This window comes from Paenibacillus lentimorbus NRRL B-30488 (genome assembly GCF_000411595.1).
In the GTDB taxonomy this organism is placed as follows: Bacteria; Bacillota; Bacilli; order Bacillales; family Bacillaceae; genus Bacillus; species Bacillus velezensis.
Genome location: NZ_ANAT01000045.1, coordinates 107437 through 129835, shown reverse-complemented (window position 1 = coordinate 129835; position 22399 = coordinate 107437). Strand labels below are relative to the sequence as shown.

At 48.8% G+C, this 22399-nt stretch carries 18 protein-coding genes and 2 pseudogenes; 14 read left to right on the top strand and 6 right to left on the bottom strand.

The window, feature by feature from the left end; translation table 11 throughout:
- Window positions 1–2: 2 nt before the first annotated feature.
- From D368_RS19135 to D368_RS19120, 4 genes and pseudogenes are all read left to right on the top strand, one after another.
- A pseudogene (locus D368_RS19135) lies at window positions 3–970 on the top strand (GDP-mannose 4,6-dehydratase).
- Window positions 971–994: 24 nt separating this feature from the next.
- Window positions 995–1906: a putative nucleotide-diphospho-sugar transferase gene (locus D368_RS19130; RefSeq protein ID WP_003155673.1), complete on the top strand. Its 912-nt coding sequence runs from the start codon at window positions 995–997 to the stop codon at window positions 1904–1906.
- 28 nt (window positions 1907–1934) lie between these two features.
- Window positions 1935–3095: a glycosyltransferase family 2 protein gene (locus D368_RS19125; RefSeq protein ID WP_128575049.1), complete on the top strand. Its 1161-nt coding sequence runs from the start codon at window positions 1935–1937 to the stop codon at window positions 3093–3095.
- 15 nt (window positions 3096–3110) lie between these two features.
- Complete coding sequence (locus D368_RS19120) at window positions 3111–4049, top strand: putative nucleotide-diphospho-sugar transferase (protein WP_003155671.1); 939 nt, start codon at window positions 3111–3113, stop codon at window positions 4047–4049.
- Between the two features lie 28 nt (window positions 4050–4077).
- Here the strand turns inward: D368_RS19120 and D368_RS19115 are convergent, their stop codons facing one another.
- Window positions 4078–5307 (bottom strand): MFS transporter, encoded by a 1230-nt coding sequence (locus tag D368_RS19115; RefSeq protein WP_065180693.1) that lies wholly within the window; start codon window positions 5305–5307, stop codon window positions 4078–4080.
- Between the two features lie 117 nt (window positions 5308–5424).
- Window positions 5425–6810, bottom strand: a complete 1386-nt coding sequence (bcaP, locus tag D368_RS19110) for a branched-chain amino acid transporter BcaP (RefSeq protein ID WP_025649927.1) — start codon at window positions 6808–6810, stop codon at window positions 5425–5427.
- 244 nt (window positions 6811–7054) lie between these two features.
- Here bcaP and yfmT point away from each other — a divergent pair, with 244 nt between their 5' ends.
- The 3 genes from yfmT (at window position 7055) to D368_RS19095 (ending at window position 10412) form a co-directional block, all read left to right on the top strand.
- The gene (yfmT, locus tag D368_RS19105; RefSeq protein WP_033574964.1) at window positions 7055–8512 is read left to right on the top strand and encodes a benzaldehyde dehydrogenase; all 1458 of its coding nucleotides are present in this window, start codon (window positions 7055–7057) and stop codon (window positions 8510–8512) included.
- Between the two features lie 15 nt (window positions 8513–8527).
- A complete protein-coding gene (locus tag D368_RS19100) occupies window positions 8528–9382 on the top strand; it encodes a methyl-accepting chemotaxis protein (protein ID WP_017419081.1) in 855 nt (284 codons plus the stop codon).
- A 130-nt stretch (window positions 9383–9512) separates the two neighbouring features.
- Window positions 9513–10412, top strand: a complete 900-nt coding sequence (locus D368_RS19095) for an SDR family oxidoreductase (protein WP_007609985.1) — start codon at window positions 9513–9515, stop codon at window positions 10410–10412.
- 46 nt (window positions 10413–10458) lie between these two features.
- On the opposite strand, the gene D368_RS19090 is transcribed toward D368_RS19095, so the two are convergent.
- Window positions 10459–11526: a glycosyltransferase family 2 protein gene (locus D368_RS19090; RefSeq protein ID WP_128575048.1), complete on the bottom strand. Its 1068-nt coding sequence runs from the start codon at window positions 11524–11526 to the stop codon at window positions 10459–10461.
- Between the two features lie 158 nt (window positions 11527–11684).
- On the opposite strand from D368_RS19090, the gene D368_RS19085 reads away from it, so the two are divergent.
- The 3 genes from D368_RS19085 to D368_RS19075 all read left to right on the top strand — a co-directional run bounded on the left by D368_RS19085 (window position 11685) and on the right by D368_RS19075 (window position 15422).
- Window positions 11685–13574 carry an ABC-F family ATP-binding cassette domain-containing protein gene (locus D368_RS19085; RefSeq protein WP_063174326.1) on the top strand — a complete coding sequence of 630 codons (1890 nt, stop codon included), beginning with the start codon at window positions 11685–11687 and terminating at the stop codon, window positions 13572–13574.
- A gap of 177 nt (window positions 13575–13751) precedes the next feature.
- Window positions 13752–14174, top strand: a complete 423-nt coding sequence (locus D368_RS19080; RefSeq protein WP_003155658.1) for a MerR family transcriptional regulator — start codon at window positions 13752–13754, stop codon at window positions 14172–14174.
- 63 nt (window positions 14175–14237) lie between these two features.
- Window positions 14238–15422 (top strand): MFS transporter, encoded by a 1185-nt coding sequence (locus D368_RS19075; RefSeq protein ID WP_128575047.1) that lies wholly within the window; start codon window positions 14238–14240, stop codon window positions 15420–15422.
- 43 nt (window positions 15423–15465) lie between these two features.
- On the opposite strand, the gene D368_RS19070 is transcribed toward D368_RS19075, so the two are convergent.
- Window positions 15466–17022 (bottom strand): ABC-F family ATP-binding cassette domain-containing protein, encoded by a 1557-nt coding sequence (locus D368_RS19070; RefSeq protein WP_012117051.1) that lies wholly within the window; start codon window positions 17020–17022, stop codon window positions 15466–15468.
- A 171-nt stretch (window positions 17023–17193) separates the two neighbouring features.
- On the opposite strand from D368_RS19070, the pseudogene D368_RS19065 reads away from it, so the two are divergent.
- Both D368_RS19065 and D368_RS19060 read left to right on the top strand, forming a co-directional pair.
- Window positions 17194–18322: pseudogene (locus D368_RS19065) on the top strand (DEAD/DEAH box helicase).
- A 73-nt stretch (window positions 18323–18395) separates the two neighbouring features.
- Complete coding sequence (locus tag D368_RS19060; protein WP_033574967.1) at window positions 18396–18842, top strand: GNAT family N-acetyltransferase; 447 nt, start codon at window positions 18396–18398, stop codon at window positions 18840–18842.
- Window positions 18843–18894: 52 nt separating this feature from the next.
- Here D368_RS19060 and D368_RS19055 read toward each other — a convergent pair whose 3' ends face one another.
- The gene (locus D368_RS19055) at window positions 18895–19914 is read right to left on the bottom strand and encodes an NADP-dependent oxidoreductase (protein ID WP_033574968.1); all 1020 of its coding nucleotides are present in this window, start codon (window positions 19912–19914) and stop codon (window positions 18895–18897) included.
- A gap of 127 nt (window positions 19915–20041) precedes the next feature.
- Window positions 20042–20392, bottom strand: a complete 351-nt coding sequence (locus D368_RS19050) for a DUF3212 family protein (protein WP_050515827.1) — start codon at window positions 20390–20392, stop codon at window positions 20042–20044.
- A gap of 191 nt (window positions 20393–20583) precedes the next feature.
- On the opposite strand from D368_RS19050, the gene D368_RS19045 reads away from it, so the two are divergent.
- Together D368_RS19045 and D368_RS19040 are read left to right on the top strand one after the other, a co-directional pair.
- Window positions 20584–20931 (top strand): YflT domain-containing protein, encoded by a 348-nt coding sequence (locus tag D368_RS19045; protein ID WP_003155650.1) that lies wholly within the window; start codon window positions 20584–20586, stop codon window positions 20929–20931.
- Between the two features lie 163 nt (window positions 20932–21094).
- Window positions 21095–22360 carry a pectate lyase gene (locus D368_RS19040; RefSeq protein WP_128575046.1) on the top strand — a complete coding sequence of 422 codons (1266 nt, stop codon included), beginning with the start codon at window positions 21095–21097 and terminating at the stop codon, window positions 22358–22360.
- The last annotated feature ends 39 nt before the right edge of the window (window positions 22361–22399 follow it).

The window sequence follows — 22399 nt, the reverse complement described above, 5'->3', positions numbered from 1 at the left end:
GTTTGAGTTTCTGGAAAAATAAAAATGTGTTTGTGACGGGATGTACAGGTCTTTTAGGAAGCTGCTTGGTGAAGGAACTGATCGATCAGGGGGCTAATGTGACGGGACTTGTCCGTGACACTGTGCCCAAGTCGAACCTGTATCAGGGAGAACAAGTGAAGCAAATGAATATCGTGCACGGCGCGCTTGAAGATCTGGATGTGATTGAGCGGGCGCTGGGCGAATATGAAATTGACACGGTCTTTCATTTAGCCGCTCAGGCGATCGTCGGCGTCGCAAACCGCAATCCGATTTCCACATTTGAAGCCAATATTCTCGGCACATGGAATATCCTTGAAGCGTGCCGCAGGCATCCGCTCATCAAACGGGTGATCGTCGCGTCCAGTGATAAAGCATACGGCGACCAGCCGACACTGCCGTACGATGAAAACATGCCTCTTCAGGGCAAACATCCGTATGACGTATCAAAAAGCTGTGCCGATTTGTTAAGCCACACATATTTTAATACGTACGGACTTCCGGTCTGTATTACGCGCTGCGGCAACTTGTACGGCGGCGGAGATTTGAACTTCAATCGGATTATTCCGCAGACGATTCAGCTCGTGCTGAACGGTGAAGCGCCGGAAATCCGCAGCGACGGCACATTTATCCGTGATTATTTTTACATCGAGGATGCGGTCGAGGCATACCTTTTGCTGGCGGAAAAGATGGAGGAGCTCAATCTTGCGGGGGAAGCGTTCAACTTCAGCAATGAGATTCAGCTGACGGTGCTGGAGCTTGTAGAAAAAATTCTTAAGGCCATGGACAGTGACCTTAAGCCGAAAGTGCTCAACCAGGGAAGCCATGAAATCAAGCACCAATATTTATCGGCGGAAAAGGCGAGGAAGCTTCTGAATTGGACACCCGCGCATACCATTGATGAAGGATTGGAAAAACGATCGAATGGTATAAAGCCTTTTTTCAAAAGTAACAGAAACAGAGGTGAGAGAAAGACGTGACAAGCGCATATTGCACAGTTTTATCAAAAGGAAGGCTGTATCAGGCTATCGCTTTGTTCGGCTCATTGAAAGCGGTTCAGGCGGACGCCCCCATTTTTACTTTGTGTATGGATCAAGACACCTATGACGTGCTTCAGGCAATGCGGCCGGATAATGTCACCTTGATTCAGGTGTCCGCACTGGAAAATGAGGAGCTCCTTGAACTGAAGCGGACGAGGGATCAGAGCGAATACTGCTGGACGGTGAAGCCAGTATTTCTCGAATTCGTGCTGGACGGACATCCGGAATTAGAGCGTGTCACGTACATTGATGCCGATTTGTTTTTCTTCGCTGATCCGCGCGCGATTTTTGACAATCAGCCGGATTGTTCGGTGCTTCTGTCACGGGGCGATATCGTCATTCCCTCATTTGAAAAACAGGAAATCGACATGCTGCAGCGTCTTTTAGGCCGATATAATTCCGGTTTTCTCAGCTTCAAAACCGACAGTGCCGGCACAGATTGTCTCAGATGGTGGAAAGAACGCTGCCTGGAAGAATGCAAAAATGCGCCGGGCGAAGGAAAATTCGGAGATCAAGGCTATTTGGATTACATGTCCGGCCTGTTCCCGAATGTGTGTGACATCATCACGCCCGGCGTGAATATCGGCCATTGGAATTACGGCCGCCACACGTTTTCATGGAAGGACGGGCGTCTTGTGCTCGAAGACGGAAATCCGCTGATTTTCTATCATTTCAGCGGATACCGGATCGTCACAGCCGGCGACATTCGGCAGATTCATGAGACGGACCGGACCGACCTGCCGTTTGTCCATCAGCTTTATCAAGACATTCTGAAGCGGGTGATCGGGACGGTCAGCGCCGTCTGCCCGGAGTTCAGCGGCTTTGCATCTGAGGATGATAACAAATAAATGATCATATACAGGAAGTGAACGAAAAGTGAAGGCAAGCGTCATTGTTCCCGCATATAATTCCAAGGAGAGGCTTTATAACAGCCTGCTGTCCCTGAATGAACAGGAATGCACAGAGCCGTTCGAAGTGATTGTGGCTGACAACGGTTCGGAAGACGGAACCTTATCCATGCTTGAATCATTCAGCGCGAATTTTCCGCTGATTTTTGTGAGAATTAAAGAAAACAGAGGGATCGCTTACGGCCGGAATCAAGCGGTCCGCAATGCCAGAGGCGATATTTTGATTTTCCATGACAGCGACATGCTTGCCGAAAAGGATTTGGTGGCGAAGCATATCAAGGCTCATGAGAACCGGGACGATCTTGTCGTATGCGGTATGTTCTGGAAGCGGATTTACAGCTTTTATTATGACCGTTTTGAAAAAGAGCATAAGGAAAAACTCGCCGAACTGTATGAAGAGCTGCCGGGCGATAAAGAGGCGCTCCTTGATGAAAGTGACATCAGAGACGGAAGCTTTCTTGACCGATGCTTTGATTTAGATACCGACTTTATCCGGGTGCTGAAAAGCATTTTGGAAAAATACGGAGATGATTTGAACGGCTACCGTCTGCCGTGGCGTTTTTTCATTACGAACAATTCATCAGTTAAGAGGCAGCACGTGGCAGATCTCGGCCTGTTTGATGAAGGCATTGTCAGATACGGCTTTGAAGATTATGATCTCGGCATCAGGCTTCATCAGTCGGGAATGAGATTTCAGCTGCGGCGCGATATCATGAGCGTCCATCAGGAGCATCCGAGCAACTGCGCTTCCATTGATGACATCAGGGCGAATATCGCGTACATGTGCGACAAGTACAATGACATTCATTCGCTTGACGTGCACCTCGCGTTTAACGGCCCGTTTGACGCGGAGTTAACCAACAGCCTGATGGCAGACATCGAGGTGCTGCTTGATTATGAGAAATATGAAAGCCTGCTGCACATTTTTCTCGAGCTGCTGCACGCGGTTAAAGACCGCAACCTTGACCCGGACTGGAAGACGAAAAGCCCGCGGATCACGGCGAACAGCTTCCAGCTGCCGGAGGTCGGAAAGCTTTTGACAAAAGCGGAAAAAAAGCTGGGCGTCACGCACTTTGCAAGGGCGTTCAAAGCGCTGACTGCTGATTTACTGCATGTGGATCTTAAATAAATTGGATGTGATATGGTGAGTAAATATCATTTTTCAACCATTGTTTCCAGAACGCATATCTTTAAACTGATGCCGATGATTCATTCTCTCCATGAGCATTGCCGGGATTTTCATCTGTATGTGCTGTGTGTCGATCAGAAAGCGTACGAACTGCTTCAGCAGGTGCCGTGGGAACATGTCACGGCGGTTCAGCTCCATGAAATGGAGGACCCGGAGCTGCTTGAAGCAAAGGGCGGCCGGACGTTTCATGAATATTGCTGGACGCTGAAGCCGGCATTTCTGTTCCATGTGATGACAGAGTATGATGAAGCCGAATATTTTGCCCACTTGGACACCGATCTCTTTTTCTTCTCAGATGCGGGCGAGCTGTTTGCGGAAAAGCCGGATGCTTCCCTTTTTCTGACGGATCACCGCAATTCAGAACGGTTTGCGTCTTATTACAAGCTGACGGGGCAGTACAACACCGGGTTTGTCGGCGCGCGGAATACCGGGGAAGCGTACCGGGCGGTCTGGCAGTGGAGACAGGATTGCATCTCCTATTGTACGGTGGAGATGAATGAAGAAAAAAAGACATACGGTGACCAAAGGTATGTTGAAAAGTGGCCCGCGCAGTTTGAACACGTTCATGTCACGGAGTCGATCGGCGCGAATGCGGCGCTGTGGAATATTGAGCAATATGACGTCAGCCTGCGCGACGGGGCTGTATATGTCAATGACACCCCGCTGATTTTTTATCATTTTTCAGGCTTTACGCTCGTCACGGAGAACGAATTCAATCTGTGCTGGTACTATCACATTGATGACGAGGCGACAGTCAGTATGATTTACGTCCCGTACATCAAAAACGTAAAAAAATGGATTGATGAAATTCAAAAAGCGTTTCCTGATTTCAGAGACGGGTTTATTCCGAAATATGCGGTTCCTGACACTCATTTTTATACGGTTGAAACATAAAATCCCTGCCTTTTCGGCAGGGATTTTTTTATGAATGCCATTCTTTTAATGTTTTGTCGCTCGGCAGGACAAAGGCGAGCAGACCTAAAACGGGCAGAAAGGCGACGGCTGTCATGGTCGGCGTCAATCCCGCTGAATCAATAAGAGCTCCGAGCGCAACCGCTCCGATCGCGCCCATTCCGAAGGCGAGCCCGACCGTAAGCCCTGACATCGTTCCGATTTTGCCGGGAACAAGCTCCTGCGCGTAGACAACCGTCACGGAGAAGCTGGACATCAGAACAACGCCGATCAGCGCCAGTACGCCATAGGCGATGACAGGTCCCGCAAACGGAAGGAAAATCGTCAAGGGAGCCGATGCCGTCATGGAAACGATGATGACGTTCCGCTTTCCGAAACGGTCTGCAAGCGGCCCGCCGAGAAACGTTCCGACAGCTCCGAAAAATAAAAAGACGAAGATGTAGCTCTGTGCCTGCTGAATGCTGACATGATAGGCATTCATCGCATAGAACGTATAAAAGTTGCCGATCGCGCTCACATACCAGGAGCGCGCGAAAATTAAGAAGATAATCATGATAAGGGCGAGAATAATCGGTTTTGTAATCACGGTCTGCACAGCGGCGGCCGGTGATTTTTTACTTACGGCGCGCAAATGAATAAGACGGCCTTTATACCATTTGGCGATATAAATGAGAAACAGCACAGCGATTGCGGCGACTAGCGTAAACCAGACAGAGCCGAATTGACCGAGCGGAACGAGAATCAGCGCGGTAATCAAGGGCGCCATCGCCTGGCCGGTATTCCCTCCGACTTGGTAAATCGATTGCGCCAATCCGCGCTTTTCGCCGGCGGCCATGTAAGCGACACGCGATCCTTCTGGATGAAAGACGGCGGAGCCAAGGCCGATAAAAAAGACACAGCATAAAATCGTCAGAAAAGACGGGGCGAACGCGAGACCTAAAATGCCGAGCATGCTTGCGGTGAGTCCGAGCGGCAAAGCATACGGCATCGGGCGTTTATCCGTATACCAGCCGATGACGGGCTGCATCACGGAAGACACCATATTCAGCGTAAAGGCGATAATTCCGAGCTGCGTAAATGTAAGATTCATGGAACGTTCCAAAATCGGAAACATCGCCGGAATCACCGCTTGCAGTGAATCGTTCAGCAGATGACAGATCCCGATAATGAACAAAATAGAATACATGGTTGTCTCGGGACGATGGACAGGTTTTTCTTTAAGCGGGGCGGCAATTGCCAAAGTGATTCTCCTCCTTTTTATGTAAACGAAGCATACACCATATTATTCATAAGGTGAATGAATTATCAAGTGCAAAAAAGGCTCTTCTTTCTCAAACAGAAAAAAGAGCCTCCCTTTTTATTTATTTAACAAACTGTGTTTTCTCGAATACATCATATAAACGACGATCCCGGCGGCGATCCAGATGACAAAGGCGAGCCATGTCACGCCCGGCAGGCTGCTTGCGAGATACAGGCATAAGCATGCGCTGATGATCGGCACAAAAGGCACGAAAGGAACACGGAAGGAAGATTTGATCTCCGGATGTTTCTTTCTTAAAACGATGACGGCGATCGCAATGACCGTAAAGGCCGCCAAGGTTCCCATATTGACGAGATGCGCCAAGGTTCCCAGATCAATAAAACCTGCGATCCCGGCGGCAACGATCCCCGTCACCCATGTGTTTTGAAACGGTGTTTTAAAACGCGGGTGAACCTTGGAAAACATGCGGGGCAAGAGGCCGTCTCTGCTCATCGCAAATGTAAGGCGCACCTGAGCGTAAAGCAGAGCGAGCATGACCGTTGTAATCCCGATAATCGCGCCGACGGAAATAATGCCTGCTATTTTGTTCTGGCCGACAAATTGGAGCGCGAAAGATACAGGGTCTCCGACATTCAGCTTGGTGTACGAAAGCATTCCCGTCAGGACAAGCGATACCGTAATGTAAAGGACGGTGCAGATGGCAAGCGCGCCGATGATTCCGACCGGCATTGATTTCTGCGGGTTTTTCACTTCTTCCGACGCGTTTGACACGGCATCAAATCCGAGATACGCGAAGAAAACGGTCGCGGCGCTCGTGATGACGCCTTTCATCCCGAACGGCATAAACGGCGACCAGTTTTCCGGTTTCACGTAGCCGAAACCGACGACGATAAACAGCAGAATGATCGCAATTTTCATCAATACAATGACATTGTTAAAGCGGGTGCTTTCTTTCACGCCCCTTGAAACAATCGCGGTAATGACCAAAATAATGATAACGGCCGGCAGGTTGAATACGGCACCCGTTTTGCTGCCGGGTGCGGCGGTCAGCGCCTCCGGAAGATGCAGCCCGAAGCCTGCAAGAAGCGACTGGAAATAAGATGACCAGCCGGTTGCGACGGCGGCGAGCGCGATAACATATTCAAGCATTAAGTCCCATCCGATTAAAAACGCGAGACACTCCCCGAGAGTGACATATGAATACGTATATACGCTGCCTGAAATCGGAATGGATGAAGAAAATTCCGCATAACAAAACGCGGCGAGCGCGCAGGCAAGGCCCGCGAGCACAAACGACAGAATCAAAGCCGGTCCTGCGCCTGTCGCGGCCACAGTCCCGGTAATCACAAAAATCCCCGTGCCGACAACACAGCCGATTCCGAGCAAAACCAAGTCAAAAGCGCTTAACGAGCGGGACAGGCTGGTCTGTTTGCTCTGGGCCTTTAAGTCGGCCAGCGGCTTTTTCCGAAATAGTAAAGACATATGGGTCCTCCTGAAAATTCATAATATTCTTATCATTATATACACTGACGTTTGTATTATATTGTCGAAATTTCTCGCAGTCAATTAAAGAATTTCCCACTTTAAAAGAACAAAGCTAAAAAGCGTCGATGCACGGAAGGAAAGGGAATTTTATTGTGAAATAGTTCAATTTTCTCACCTTAAGACCGATACAAAAGATGACTCATCAACTAATTTCAAGTTTCGGTGAAAGGGAGATGTTTACATGTTTCAATATGAAGAACTAAATAAGCAGTTTATCGGCGGCCGATGGAGGGATGGAAGCAGCCGGAACGTATTGGAAAACAGAAATCCTTATACTCAAAAAGTCATCACCTCATTCCGAAAAGCGACGCCTGATGACGTGGATGCGGCATATCGCGCCGCGGCTCTTGCGAAACAAGAATGGGACAAAGTAAACCCTTTTAAAAAGCGGGCCATTTTGGAAAAAGCCGTTTCTTTCATTGAAGAGCACGAAGAAGCGATTATTTACTTAATCATGGAGGAGCTTGGCGGAACACGGCTGAAGGCTGAGTTTGAAATCGGACTTGTCAAAAATATGATAAAAGAAGCCGCAACATTTCCGGTGCGGATGGAAGGGAAAATTCTCCCGTCCACGATTGACGGAAAAGAAAACAGGCTGTACAGAATACCCGCCGGAGTCGTGGGGGTGATCAGCCCGTTTAATTTCCCGTTTTTCCTTTCGATGAAATCTGTTGCGCCGGCACTCGGCGCGGGGAACGGCGTCGTGCTGAAGCCTCATGAAGAAACGCCGATCTGCGGCGGAACGCTTATCGCGAAAATTTTTGAAGCGGCCGGCGTACCGGACGGGCTGCTGAATGTCATCGTGACGGATATCGGGGAGATCGGCGACAGCTTTGTTGAGCATCCCGTGCCGCGGATAATCTCATTTACAGGTTCAACCGGAGTGGGCAGCTATATCGGACAGCTTGCGGTCAAACACTTTAAAAAACCGCTGTTGGAGCTTGGCGGAAACAGCGCGCTGATCGTGCTTGAGGATGCTGATCTTGAATACGCCGTCAATGCGGCCGTATTCAGCCGGTTTACGCATCAAGGCCAGATCTGTATGTCGGCGAACCGCGTGCTCGTTCACACATCTGTATATGACAAATTTACAGAACTTTACGAAGCGAAAGTGTCATCGCTGAAAGTCGGCGATCCGATGGACCCTGATACGGTTATCGGTCCTTTAATCAATGAGAGACAGGCGGAAGGTCTGAGACGGTCTGTCGAAAAAGCGATAGAAGAGGGAGCGGTTCCGGTGCTGTCCGGCCGATTCAGCGGAACGGTCGCTGAGCCCGTCATTTTAAAAGATGTGAAACCTGAGATGAGCATCGCGAAGGAGGAGCTGTTCGGACCGGCCGTCTGCATCATGCCGTTTGAAACGGAGGATGAAGCGGTAAGCATCGCAAACGCGACACCGTTCGGTTTAAGCGGAGCCGTGCATACGGCAAACGTGGAGCGGGGCGTTGAGTTTGCTAAGCGGATCGAAACCGGCATGATTCACGTCAACGATACGACCATTAATGATGAACCGAATGTCGCGTTCGGCGGCGAGAAACAATCAGGTCTCGGCAGGCTGAACGGCGAATGGAGCCTTGAAGAATTCACCACGCTGAAATGGATTTCGGTTCAGCATGAAAAACGTCAATTCCCATATTAAGAAGGAGTGAAAGAAATGAGTATACAGACAGAGCAGCAAACGCACAGCCTGCTTGACGCTTTTGTCAAAGTTGCGCCTTTTTTAAACAGCCTGATCCAAGATGACATCACCATCGGAATTTATGATACAGAAAAATTAATCGTGAATATTCCGGCTAAAACGTTTTCTCTTAATGTAAAGCCGGGAGACCCGCTGCAAAAAGGGGACATCATTACAGACGCGATCCGCATGAATCAGAAGAAGACAAGCATGGTGCCGAAAGAGCTGTTCGGATTTCCGCTGATCGCCAGAGCGATTCCGCTTCATGATGAAAACGGAAAAGTCATCGGCGGCGTCGGTCTCGGCACGAGCCTTGAAAAATCAGCCAAGCTTCATGATGTCGCTGAAAGCCTGTCCGCCGTCGTGGAACAGACCGCTTCGGCCATCGCGGATATCTCAGAATCCATCAACGGCTTTTCAGCACAGATGACCGGAATTTCCGCTCAGGCGAAACAAGTCAGTGAAAGCGCGGGAGAAATCGCCGACATTTCCGTCACTGTCAAGGGCATCTCGGATCAAAGCAATCTGCTCGGTTTGAATGCGGCCATTGAAGCCGCGAGAGCAGGAGAATCCGGCAAGGGCTTTTCCGTGGTGGCGGATGAGATCCGCAAGCTTGCCACTCATTCAAAAGACAATGTCGGCCAAATTGACCAGATTACGAAAAAAATCCACAGCCTGCTGAAAGGGCTGGAGGACTCAATTGAATCCATCAACCAGAACACGGACGGCCAAGCGGCGGCGGTTGAACAAATTTCTGCCACGATGCAGGAGATTTCAGGAAGCGCCCAGCATTTAGCGAAAATGGCTGAAAACGTTCTCGGAGAATCATAAAAAAAAGGGAGCTTACGGGCTCCTTTTTTGTTTTCCCTTTATCAAGCGGAAACTGCACTTACACGTTTGATCCGTCATGCTAAAGGGGTACACATACGAATACATCACCAATGATAAAGGAGAGTCTTGTATGTCTGATGCAAATCTGCACAACCCGCTGACGAAATATGATCATGATGAATTTCCAAAACAATATCAAGAACCGCCCGGTTTGCAGAAAGAGATGAAGCCTGTGCCGGACTGCGGTGAAACAAGCTATAAAGGAGCCGGCAAGCTGAAGGGAAGAAAAGCCCTCGTCACCGGCGGCGATTCAGGTATCGGCCGGGCCGCCGCAATTGCTTATGCCCGGGAAGGGGCGGATGTGGCCATTAACTATCTGCCTGAGGAACAGCCGGATGCAGAAGAAGTGAAAGCGTTAATTGAAAAAGAGGGAAGAAAAGCCGTTCTGCTGCCGGGAGATTTAAGCGATGAAGCGTTTTGCGGAGAATTGGCGGAAAAAGCGTATCAAGAGCTTGGCGGTCTTGACACGCTCGCTCTTGTCGCCGGCAAACAGCAGGCAGTGGATGATATCAGCGATCTTACTACAGAACAAATCTATCAAACATTTGAAGTCAACGTATTCTCGCTGTATTGGCTCGTCAAAGCCGCGCTTCCGTATCTGCCGGAAGGCGCGTCTATTATCACGACAACGTCCGTAGAAGGGTATAATCCAAGCCCGATGCTGTTGGATTATGCCGCGACGAAACATGCCATTATCGGTTTTACCGTCGGCCTAGGAAAGCAGCTGGCGAATAAAGGAATCAGAGTCAACTCGGTAGCGCCGGGGCCGATCTGGACGCCGCTTCAGATTTCCGGAGGACAGCCCGGTGAAAACATTCCGAAATTCGGCAAGGAAACACCGGCCGTTCCATTAAAGCGTGCCGGACAGCCGGCGGAGCTTGCAGGGATTTATGTCTTTTTGGCCTCAGAAGAATCGAGCTATGTGACATCCCAAATTTACAGTGTAAGCGGAGGAATTCCGACAGCGTAATCAATAAAGAGCTGCCCTGCATACGGGGCAGCTCTTATTTTCGTTGTTATGTGCCGAGCACGTTTTGATTATACAGGACACTCGGATGTGACGGATGATAGGAGGCGGCTTTGTCGTTATGAATTTTCGCTTTTTCTTTGTCACCGAGCTGCCAGTGGCAGACGCAGAGCTGCAGATGGGGATACCAGGTGGAATATTCGAGCTGGGTAAAGCCTGCATCACTGCTTTTGGCGGATAGGGCGAGCTCATACCAAAACACGCCCTGCCGGTATTGCCGTTTCTCCGAAAAATAGTCGCCGAGCCTGCAGCAGAACTCCGGCCGCGGACAATCGATCAGAAATGATTTTAAGAGAGACGTCATGGCAGCCTCTTCATGGCCGACCGCCCTGTAGCAATCGGATAGATATTGGCACGTTCTGATCTCGTCTTCGATCCAGCACTGTTTTGTGGAAAGAAAATGGTGATAATACGTGATGGCGCGCTGATACTGGCCGTGATCCTTTAATTCATTCGCGAAGTAAAACAAATCGCGCGGTGTCATCGTTTCACTGTTTTCCGCCATTTTCTCATAAATCTTCAAGTTGCGGTCTGAGGGAGGCGAGTGCTTTTTCTCGGATTTCCGGTGTGTGACGGCAATATCGGTTTCTATGATGTTTCCGTATACTTCAAGATACTCATGCACGGCTCCGATCCAGCGGAATCCTTTTTCACGCTTGACGAGTCGGTTGCGGCGGTATCTGAAGCTGACCTCTCCCCGATCATCAAAGCCGACGTGATAATACATGGATACCGCGTCCACCTCTTTTGAAAGCGACGCCTTCAGTTCAATCAGCTTTTCACGGTCCTTTTCCGTCAGCATATCGTCGGCGTCCAGCCACAGAATATAATCCATTTCCGCTTTCGAAAACACAAAATTACGGGCGGCCGCAAAGTGATCGATCCATTCAAAATCATAAATCTTATCCGTATAACGGGCCGCGATTTCTTTCGTCCGGTCGGTCGAGCCCGTATCAGCAATCACAATTTCATCCGCAATGTCTTTGACGGAATCAAGACAGCCCGCAAGCACCTCCTCTTCATTTTTCACGATAACGCACAAACTGACGCTGATCATGTCATCACCTCTTCCCCTCCAGTGTATAAAAGGAGAGGCGGAAACATTCTTCGGACAAAATGATCTCTTCCAAGAAATTTGTCTGTCCTTTTACTAGTTTTATTCCAGCGCCTGATTTAAAATGAACACATGAACTTACGTGAGGATTGATAGGAACCATGAGCATCATAAAAGCGGAAAACCTTTATAAAACATACGGAGATAAGACATTATTCGACCATATCTCCTTTCATATTGAAGAGAATGAAAGAATCGGTTTAATCGGCCCGAACGGAACGGGGAAGTCTACGCTTCTGAAAACCATTGCCGGCCTTGAATCAACGGAGGAAGGCGAGATTACGGCTTCAGGAAACGTGCATATTGAGTTTTTGCATCAGGACCCTGAGCTTCCGGCCGGACAAACCGTTCTTGAACATATTTATTCCGGCGGATCAGCCGTCATGAGAACGATGAGAGAATACGAAAAAGCGCTTCAGGCGCTGAATGAAGAACCGGAAAATGACCAGCGCCAGAAACACCTGCTTGATGCGCAGGCCCAAATGGACGCGAATGATGCGTGGGAGGCGAATACGTTAGCCAAAATGGTTTTAACCAAACTTGGCGTCACCGATCTGATGAAGGATGTCAGCGAGCTGTCCGGCGGCCAGAGAAAGCGCGTCGCGATCGCGAAAAACGTCATCCAGCCGGCTGACCTGCTCATTTTGGATGAACCGACAAACCACTTGGACAATGAAACGATTGAATGGCTGGAAGGCTACTTATCGCAATATCCGGGCGCCGTTATGCTTGTCACGCACGACAGATATTTTCTGAACAGGGTGACGAACAGAATTTACGAGCTTGAGAGAGGCAGCCTTTATACGTATAAAGGAAACTATGAAGTGTTCCTGGAAAAACGGGCCGAACGGGAAGCGCTGGCGGAGCAGAAAGAAACAAAACGCCAAAACCTCCTGCGCCGCGAATTGGCGTGGCTCAGAAGAGGAGCGAAAGCGCGCTCGACGAAACAAAAAGCGAGAGTGGACAGAGCGGAGGCGCTCAAGGAGCAAAAAGGGCCGGCAGTCTCCGGATCACTCGATTTCGCGATCGGTTCCCACCGTCTCGGAAAACAAGTAATCGAAGCCGATAACGTCGCCATTACCTATAACGGCCAAGCGCTGATCAGCCAGTTTAATGAGCTTGTCATCCCGGGGGAACGAATCGGCATCATCGGGCCGAACGGAATCGGGAAAACGACACTTTTAAACAGCCTCGCCGGCAGAATTCAGCCTGACAGCGGCAATATCACCATCGGGCAGACGGTCCGGATCGGCTACTACACCCAGGATCACAGCGAAATGAACGGCGATATGAAAGTCATTGAATATATAAAAGAGACGGCCGAAATCGTCAAAACGGCGGAAGGCGATGTCATCACCGCGGAACAAATGCTTGAGCGTTTTCTGTTCCCGCGTCCGATGCAGCAGACATATATCAGAAAGCTGTCGGGCGGGGAAAAACGCCGTCTGTACTTGCTGAATGTACTGATGCAGGAGCCGAATGTGCTGTTTTTAGATGAGCCGACCAATGATCTGGACACAGAAACATTAAGCGTGCTCGAGGATTATATCGAACAGTTCCCGGGCGTCGTCATCACCGTATCCCATGACCGCTATTTCCTTGACCGCGTCGTGGACCGCCTGATCGTATTTGAAGGACACGGCGTCATTTCCCGTTTCCAAGGTTCGTACAGTGAATACATGGAACAAGCAAAAGCGAAGAAGACGGCGGTAAAACAGCCGGCCGAAGAGAAAAAGGCGGAAGAAGAGCCGAAGAAAAAGCGCAAAAAGCTTTCATATAAGGATCAGATCGAATGGGACGGCATCGAAGACAAAATCGCCGGCCTTGAAGAAAAGCATCAGCGTCTGGAAGCGGAAATCGCTGAAGCGGGAAGTGATTTCGGAAAGATACAAGAACTGATGGCCGAACAGGCAAAAACGGCTGAAGAGCTTGAAGCGGCGATGGAGCGCTGGACCGAATTGTCACTGATGATTGAAGAACTTGAGAATTAAGAAAAGCCGGTACGGCCCCCGAGAAGATGGCGGGTCATACCGGCTTTTTGTTTTAAACAAATGTCTCCCGGCGCTTTAAAGACAAAGGTCAAGTTTATCCGGCATAGAAAGTTTACGTTTACGTTAAGGTTCAAATGGTGTATAATAGAAACAGATACGACTAGAGGGGGATTCACCTTGGAATGGATGAAGATTGATCAAGTTGCCAAGCGAAGCGGACTGACAAAACGAACCATTCGTTTTTACGAGGAGATTGGTTTGATTCCTGCTCCTAAACGGACAGAAGGCGGCGTCCGGCTTTACTCTGAAGATGATATGGAGGAGCTCGAAAAAGTCACCAGCACAAAAGAAGTGCTCGGTTTTTCCCTTCAGGAGCTTCAGCAGTTTATGGAGATGAGCCGTCAGCTGGAATTAAACAAAGAGGGGTACTTGTTGTCACTGGATCCGAAGGAACGGAAAGAAAAGCTGGAAGAGATTCAGCACGCTTTGAACCACCAGCTTGAGATGATTGATGAGAAGATCAGCACATTTCAGCATTTTAAAACGCGCCTTAACGGAATGAAAGAAAAAGCTGACCGCGCCATTCAATCAATCGAATAATTTTGCTGTAAACGCTATGGATATAGCGTTTCTTTTAATGGATAAAACAGGAGGTCTGGTCAAATGGATACATCATCACAACAGAAAACAGGCTTATTCAGCCAGCCGAAAGCCGTTTGGGCGGTTGCGTTTGCCTGTGTGATTTCCTTTATGGGAATCGGTCTTGTCGATCCGATTCTTCCGGCGATCGCCGCACAATTACATGCTTCACCTAGTGAAGTATCACTGTTATTTACAAGTTATTTGCTCGTTACCGGTTTTATGATGTTTTTCTCCGGCGCGATTTCCAGCCGGATCGGCGCAAAATGGACGCTGCTTCTCGGACTTATTTTTATCATCGTGTTTGCCGCTCTCGGCGGAAGCTCAAGTTCAATCGCTCAGCTTGTCGGCTATCGCGGCGGCTGGGGGCTTGGGAATGCTCTCTTTATTTCAACCGCGCTTGCCGTTATCGTCGGGGTATCTGTCGGCGGCAGCGCCAAAGCTATTATTCTGTATGAGGCCGCGCTCGGACTGGGAATTTCCGTCGGGCCGCTTGCCGGCGGAGAGCTGGGCAGCCTTTCATGGCGCGCTCCGTTCTTCGGAGTGTCTGTCCTGATGTTTATAGCGCTTTGCGCGATTTCACTCATGCTGCCGAAGCTGCCTAAACCGGCGAAACGCGTCGGTGTGTTTGATGCGATGAAGGCGCTCAAATATAAAGGCCTTTTGACAATGGCAGTATCTGCATTCTTATACAACTTTGGATTTTTTATTTTGCTTGCTTATTCTCCGTTCGTGCTGGATTTAGATGAACACGGTCTCGGATATGTCTTCTTCGGCTGGGGCCTTCTGCTGGCAATTACGTCAGTCTTTACGGCGCCGCTCGTGCACAAAGTGCTGGGCACAGTGCGTTCGCTCGTCGTTCTCTTTATCGCCTTTGCGGCCATTCTCGTTATTATGGGGGTCTGGACTGCCCATCAGACGTTGATCATTACATGTATCGTTGTTGCCGGTGCCGTTCTCGGTATGGTGAATACGATCATGACAACCGCTGTGATGGGTGCTGCGCCGGTTGAACGTTCAATCGCGTCTTCAGCCTACAGCTCAGTCCGCTTTATCGGCGGTGCGCTCGCTCCGTGGATTGCGGGAATGCTGTCAGAACACTTCACCGCAAGCACTCCATATACAGTAGGCGGGATTGTCGTTTTTGTCGGCATGCTTGTCCTTCTCATGGGACGCAAACATCTCGCCGGAATAAAAGCCGGACATTAAGAAAAAAAGGAACTTCCGCACGGGCGGGAGTTCCTTTTTGTGTTTACAGCACTTTCGTCGTCCAAGATTCACAATTCCATGTTTCCGTCGCGATATCCATGTAAAACTCGGGTTCGTGGGAAATCAGCAGAATGGAGCCTTTGTATTCTTTCAGCGCGCGTTTCAGCTCTTCTTTCGCATCGACATCCAGGTGGTTTGTCGGTTCGTCAAGCACGAGCAGGTTTGTTTCTGAATTGATCAGCTTGCACAGTCTGACCTTCGCTTTTTCTCCTCCGCTGAGAACGGAGACGCGGCTTTCAATGTGTTTGGTCGTCAGGCCGCATTTGGCGAGGGCGGCGCGGATTTCGTACTGGGTAAAGGAAGGAAATTCGCTCCACACTTCTTCGATGCACGTATTGTTATTGGTTTCTTTCACTTCCTGCTCGAAATAGCCCGTGTATTGATGCTCGCCGCGCTCCACCGTGCCTTCCAGCGGCTGGATTTCACCGAGAAGGCTTTTTAACAGCGTCGTTTTCCCGATGCCGTTTGCGCCGTACAGGGCGACTTTCTGTCCGCGCTCCATTCTGAGATTGAGCGGGCGTGACAGCGGAGTATCGTAGCCGATGACTAAGTCCTTCGTTTCAAAAATGAGCTTGCCTGACGTTCTCGCAGGCTTGAAATGGAATTCCGGTTTCGGTTTTTCGGCCGCCAGTTCGATCATATCCATCTTATCAAGCTTTTTCTGACGGGACATCGCCATATTTCTCGTGCTGACGCGGGCTTTGTTGCGGGCGACGAAATCTTTCAGCTCAGCCACTTCCTGCTGCTGTTTTTTATAGGCGGCTTCGAGCTGCTGTTTTTTCACTTCGTAGACTTCCATAAACTGATGATAATCACCGACATAACGCGTCAGCTCCTGGTTTTCCACATGGTAAATCAAATTGATTACGCTGTTTAAAAACGGAATGTCGTGAGAAATTAAGATGAACGCATTTTCATATTCCTGCAAATAGCGTTTCAGCCATTCAATATGCTGTTCATCAAGGTAGTTCGTCGGTTCGTCCAACAGAAGGATTTCCGGCTTTTCCAAAAGCAGTTTGGCGAGCAGCACTTTCGTCCGCTGTCCGCCGCTTAAGTCAGTGACGTCGCGGTCAAGTCCGACATCCTGCAGGCCGAGGCCGCGGGCGATTTCTTCAACTTTGCTGTCAATCACGTAGAAATCATTGTTTGTCAGGGCGTCCTGAATGACACCGACATCTTCAAGCAGCTGCTCAAGCTCATCAGGGTCCGCTTCGCCCATTTTGTTGTAAATCTCGTTCATTTCTTCTTCCATCGCAAATAAGTAATGGAACGCATCCTTCAGCACGTCGCGGATCGTTTTTCCTTTTTCAAGCACGGTATGCTGATCGAGATAGCCGACACGCACGTTTTTCGCCCATTCAACCTTACCCTCATCAGGCTCAAGCTTTCCGGTAATAATATTCATAAACGTTGATTTACCTTCGCCGTTTGCTCCGATTAAGCCGACGTGTTCCCCTTTTAAAAGACGGAACGATACATTGTTAAAAAGCGCACGGTCACCGAAGCCGTGGCTTAAATCTTTTACGGATAAAATACTCATCATTACACCTCTATCGTTATCAGACACGCTTTTTTTATCATGTGTCTTTCTCATTTATGATTATAAAGGAGGAGACCGTTTGTTAAAAGGCTTGGAAGGAAAAAGAAAATTGCGTTTGGCGCGTGCATTTGAGATACTATGGAGTAGATTTTAAGAATTGAGGAGAACGACATGACCCAAACATGGCCATTTTTACAGCATACACAACCATTTATCGCCGAAAACTGGGAGGCGTCAGGCTTTCAGGAGCCGACCGTTATTCAGGAAAAAGCCGCTCAGGTGATTATGGAAGGGAAAGACGTCATTGCCGAATCCCCGACGGGAACGGGAAAAACATTGGCGTACACGCTTCCGGTTCTGGAGCGGATCAACCCGGAACAGAAACATCCGCAAGTGATCATTTTAGCGCCGTCCCGCGAGCTTGTGATGCAGATTTTTCAAGTGATTCAGGAGTGGAAAAAAGGCTCCGATCTTCGCGCTTTGTCTTTGATCGGCGGGGCAAACGTGAAAAAGCAGGTGGAGAAGCTCAAAAATAAACCGCATATCATTGCAGGCACACCGGGCAGGGTGCTCGAATTGATTCAGGCGAAAAAGCTGAAAATGCATGAAGTCAAGACGATCGTTCTTGATGAAGCGGATCAGCTCGTGACAAAGGAACACCGCGAAACGATGAAAAAAATCATTAAAACGACGCTGAAAGACCGACAGCTTTTAAGCTTTTCCGCTACGCTGCAGCCGGAGACAGAAGAGGTGCTGAATGCCATCGCACATGAACCGGCCGTTTTGAAAGTGGAGCGGAATACGGCGGAAAAAGCGCGCGTCACGCATCAATATCTCGTCTGCGATCAGCGGGATAAAGTGAAGCTTTTGCAAAAGCTGTCACGGCTGAACGGCATGCAGGCGCTCGTGTTTGTCAGAGATATCGGAAATTTAAGCGTCTATGCGGAAAAACTCGCCTATCACCATGTGGATCTCGGCATCCTGCACGGAGAAGCGAAAAAATGGAGCGGGCAAAGATATTATCAGCGTTTGAACGGGGAGAATTTCCGCTGCTTCTGGCGACTGACATTGCGGCGCGCGGACTCGATATCGATGATCTTCCGTACGTCATTCACGCGGACATCCCGAATGAAGACGGATATATCCACAGATCCGGCCGGACGGGGCGGGCCGGTAAAGAAGGAACCGTACTCAGCCTTGTCACGCCGATGGAAGAATCCAAACTGAAAAAATGGCCAAATCACTCGGAATTGAGCTGAAAGAGGCTGTTTATTCAGGCGGAAAATTATCTGAGAAATAAGAAACGGAGGGCGGGAAGCCCTTCTTTTTTTATTGTAAAATAATAGAAAAGGTTCGGGTGGGGGAGTGGGAAGATGGGTTCAATAGACCGATTTCAAATATTGAAGGAACGTGAGCTGAAAATACTTGAACACTGGTTTAAGAACGATAACATCAGACGGAGAATGGATGCGATGCTGCCATTAGACGCGTGGTATGCACGATTGAATAAAGATGAAGACGATACTGTCATTATGGCATATGACGGGCAGCTTCCGGCAGGAATGGTCTCTATAGAGTTTGTGGAGGAACGGGCGTATATCGGATTGATCGTCAATCCTTTGTACCAGCTTCAAGGGTACGGAAAACAGATTTTGCAAAAACTGCTGACTGATCCTGGGTTTACCGGCGTGCGGGAATGGGCGGCAAGCATCGAAAAAGACAATCAAATCAGTTTAGCCTGCTTTCAAGCAGCGGGATTCACTTTGGAAGATACGGAGCCTGATGAAGACGGCTTTCTGACTTTGATTCTTCGCGGCTGATGCGAAAAAGCAGAAAAGGAGGGGACAAAGCCCTCCTTTTTTCATCATCATGTTAACTTAGATCACTGACTTTGATGATCTGTTTGCCTTTGTTTTCTCCTTTAAACAGGCCGAGGAACGCGTCAGGAATATGGCTGAATCCTTCCGTAATCGTTTCTTCATAATGAAGCTTCCCGTCCTTGAGCCATTCGGCCAATTGTTTCGCGCCTTCGGAAAAGCGGTCAGCATAATCACTGACGATGAACCCCTGCATCAGCGCTTTTGTTTTGATCAGCTTCGGCTGGACGCGGGGGCCCATGTCTTCCTCTTCACTTTCGGTATTATATGAAGAGATCGCTCCGCATACCGGAATGCGGGCGAATTCATTCAGCAGGTTTATCACCGCATCTGAAATCGGTCCGCCGACATTGTCAAAATAGACATCGACGCCGTCAGGGCATGCCTGTTCAAGCGCTTTTTGAATATCATCCGCCGTTTTGTAATTAATGGCTTCATCAAATTGAAGCTCCTCTTTCAGGTACGCGATTTTTTCGTCAGAACCGGCGATGCCGACAACCCGCGCGCCTTTGATTTTGGCAATCTGCCCGACCGTTGAGCCGACGGCGCCCGCAGCCCCTGAAACGACGACGGTTTCGCCCTTTTTCGGACGGCCGATATCGAGCAGCCCGAAGTAAGCGGTCAGTCCGGTCATCCCTAAAATGCCGAGATACGCCTGGGCGGGTGCGATATCCGTATCCAACTTGCGGAGGGCGGACTCATTGACGGCTGAATATTCCTGCCATGCGAGATTTCCGATCACAACATCTCCTTTTTTCAGCTTATCGCCGTCTGTCAGAACTTCGGCAATCACTCCGCCTGTTATGGCTTCATCTAAAGCGAACGGCTCTACATATGATTTTGTATCCTGCATCCGTCCGCGCATGTACGGATCAACGGACACATAACTCGTTTTCACAAGCACTTCGCCGTCTTTCGGTTCGGGAACGGCAATCGTTTCAAAGCGGAAATCGTCATGGACGGGAACGCCTTTGGGGCGTCTTGCCAATTGAATCTGCTGCTGATTTTTCGGCATGATGCATCCTCCTTCAACATGAGTGTTTGTTCCAAATGTAACACGAACCATTTCCCGAATACAAAATCAAACCGTCCGCCGGCAACAAAAAAGAAGGGCCCGGGCCCTTCTTTCCTTATATGCGTATTTAAAAGAATAACCGGTACACATCGGTGTTTTTCTCATGTTCCAAATATTCATAGGCATTCGTTTTTGAAGAATGAAGCATGTCAGCGGTAATGACGGGCTGAAGCGCGGTCAGATAAGAACCCAGCTTATTTTCAATTTCTTTCGGCAGAACGGATTCGATATCACCGATATTGATAATGATAGAGAAAACGAAATCGATATTAATATGAAAAGTATCTTCAGCAAAGACCGTAAGCTCTTTTATTCCATCCGGGCAGCGGGTATGCCGGCGGAATACCTGCTTCACTAAATCACTGACAACCCAAGCGTTAAATCGCTGTTCCGGTGAAAAGTAATGAATAGGAACCACCTCCCTGCTTAATCGGCTCATGAAGATTTTTATTTTTCTGATAAATGTAGCTTTCCCTACTGTAACATGTCCCGCCGGAAAATATCCAGCGACAATCTGCCCGTTTTTTCCCGGAACTCTCTTTCTTTTGTTTGACCTTTGGTTGAGCGGGTAAACATCCAATATACAAAAACAAAAGGGAGGACTTATCAATGAAACCGGTAGTAAGAGAATATACAAATGATCAAAAACTGATGCAGGACGTAAAAGAGCTTCAGCAATTGGGTGTCGCAAAAGAAGACGTATATGTGCTTTCTCATGATGACGACAGAACGGACCGTCTGGCAGATAATACTGATGTCAATACCATCGGAGCGAAAGAAACGGGCATTAAACACGCGGTCGGCAATATGTTTAATAAAAAAGGCGACGAGCTCCGCAACAAAATTCATGAAATCGGCTTTTCAGAAGAGGAAGCATCACAATTTGAAAAGCGCTTAGATGAAGGAAAAGTTCTTCTGTTTGTCACGGATAACGAAAAAGTAAAATCATGGGCGTAAGCTGAACAGATCCCAAGGGGTTTTCGGTCCCTTGGGATTTTTTTGCGGTTTCCGCAATAAAACCGAAAGGCACATGCTGTACATTTTCGGTGCCGTTTCTCAACTGATTTGATAGAATTCAATTGTAATAAATTGGAATGAAAAATCAGGAGGAGCACAATTCATGAAAAAAATGTTATTTATGCTGGCGGTTTGTTTATGTATGAGCCCTGCGGACGTCTATGCCGCTGACCTGGGACGGCAGACGTTAGGAACAAATGACGGCTGGGGAGCCGCTTCCGGCGGGACAACCGGCGGCGCGAAAGCCTCTTCATCGAATGTCTACACCGTATCAAACAGACAGCAGCTCGTTTCTGCATTAGGGGGAAGCGCCAACAGCACGCCGAAGATTATTTACATACAAGGCACAATCAATATGAATACGGACGACCGGAATAAAACGCTCGGCTTTAATGATTATAAGGATCCGGCATATGATCTCAACGCTTATCTGAAGGCGTACGACCCGGACAAATGGGGGAAAAAAGCGCCGTCAGGCACCCAGGAAGACGCCAGACAGCGATCTCAAAAAAACCAGAAAGCACGGGTCGTGATTGACATTCCTTCAAATACGACGATCATCGGTTCGGGTTCAAATGCCAAAGTGACAGGCGGAAGTTTTAATATAAAGAACGGCGTCGACAATGTCATCATCCGCAACATTGAATTTCAAGACGCTTACGACTATTTTCCGCAATGGGACCCGACGGACGGCAGCAGCGGCAACTGGAACTCGGAATATGACAATATCACCATTAACGGCGCGACGCACATCTGGATCGATCATTGCACCTTTAATGACGGATCGAATCCCGACAGCGGTTTTCCTTACTATTACGGGAGAAAATATCAGCACCATGACGGCCAGACGGATATAGCCAACGGGGCGAATTATATTACATTGTCCTATAATAAATATCATGACCATGACAAAGGCTCCGTCATCGGAAACAGCGACAGCAAGACGTCGGATGAAGGAAAACTGAAGGTGACCCTTCACCATAACTATTACCAGAACATCGTCCAGCGCGCACCGCGGGTCCGGTACGGGCAGGTTCATATTTATAATAATTTTTACGCAGGCTCTAAAAGCGCCGCATACCCGTTCAGCTATGCGTGGGGCGCAGGCCACGCGTCAAAAATATATGCCCAGAATAATGTCTTTGAAGTGCCGGGACTGGCTGCTGATAAAGTCATCAGCGTCTTCAGCGGCGGAAAAGCGCTTCATGAAGACGGCACTCTTTTAAACGGCGCCTCCATCAACGCGTCAGCCGCCAACGGATTAAGTCAGTCCGTCGGCTGGACACCGTCATTGCACGGTTTCATCGGCTCATCATCAAATGTAAAATCAGATGTTATATCTAAAGCCGGGTCGGGTATATTAAAATAATAAACAAGAAGCACAAAGGAAAATATTCCTTTGTGTTTT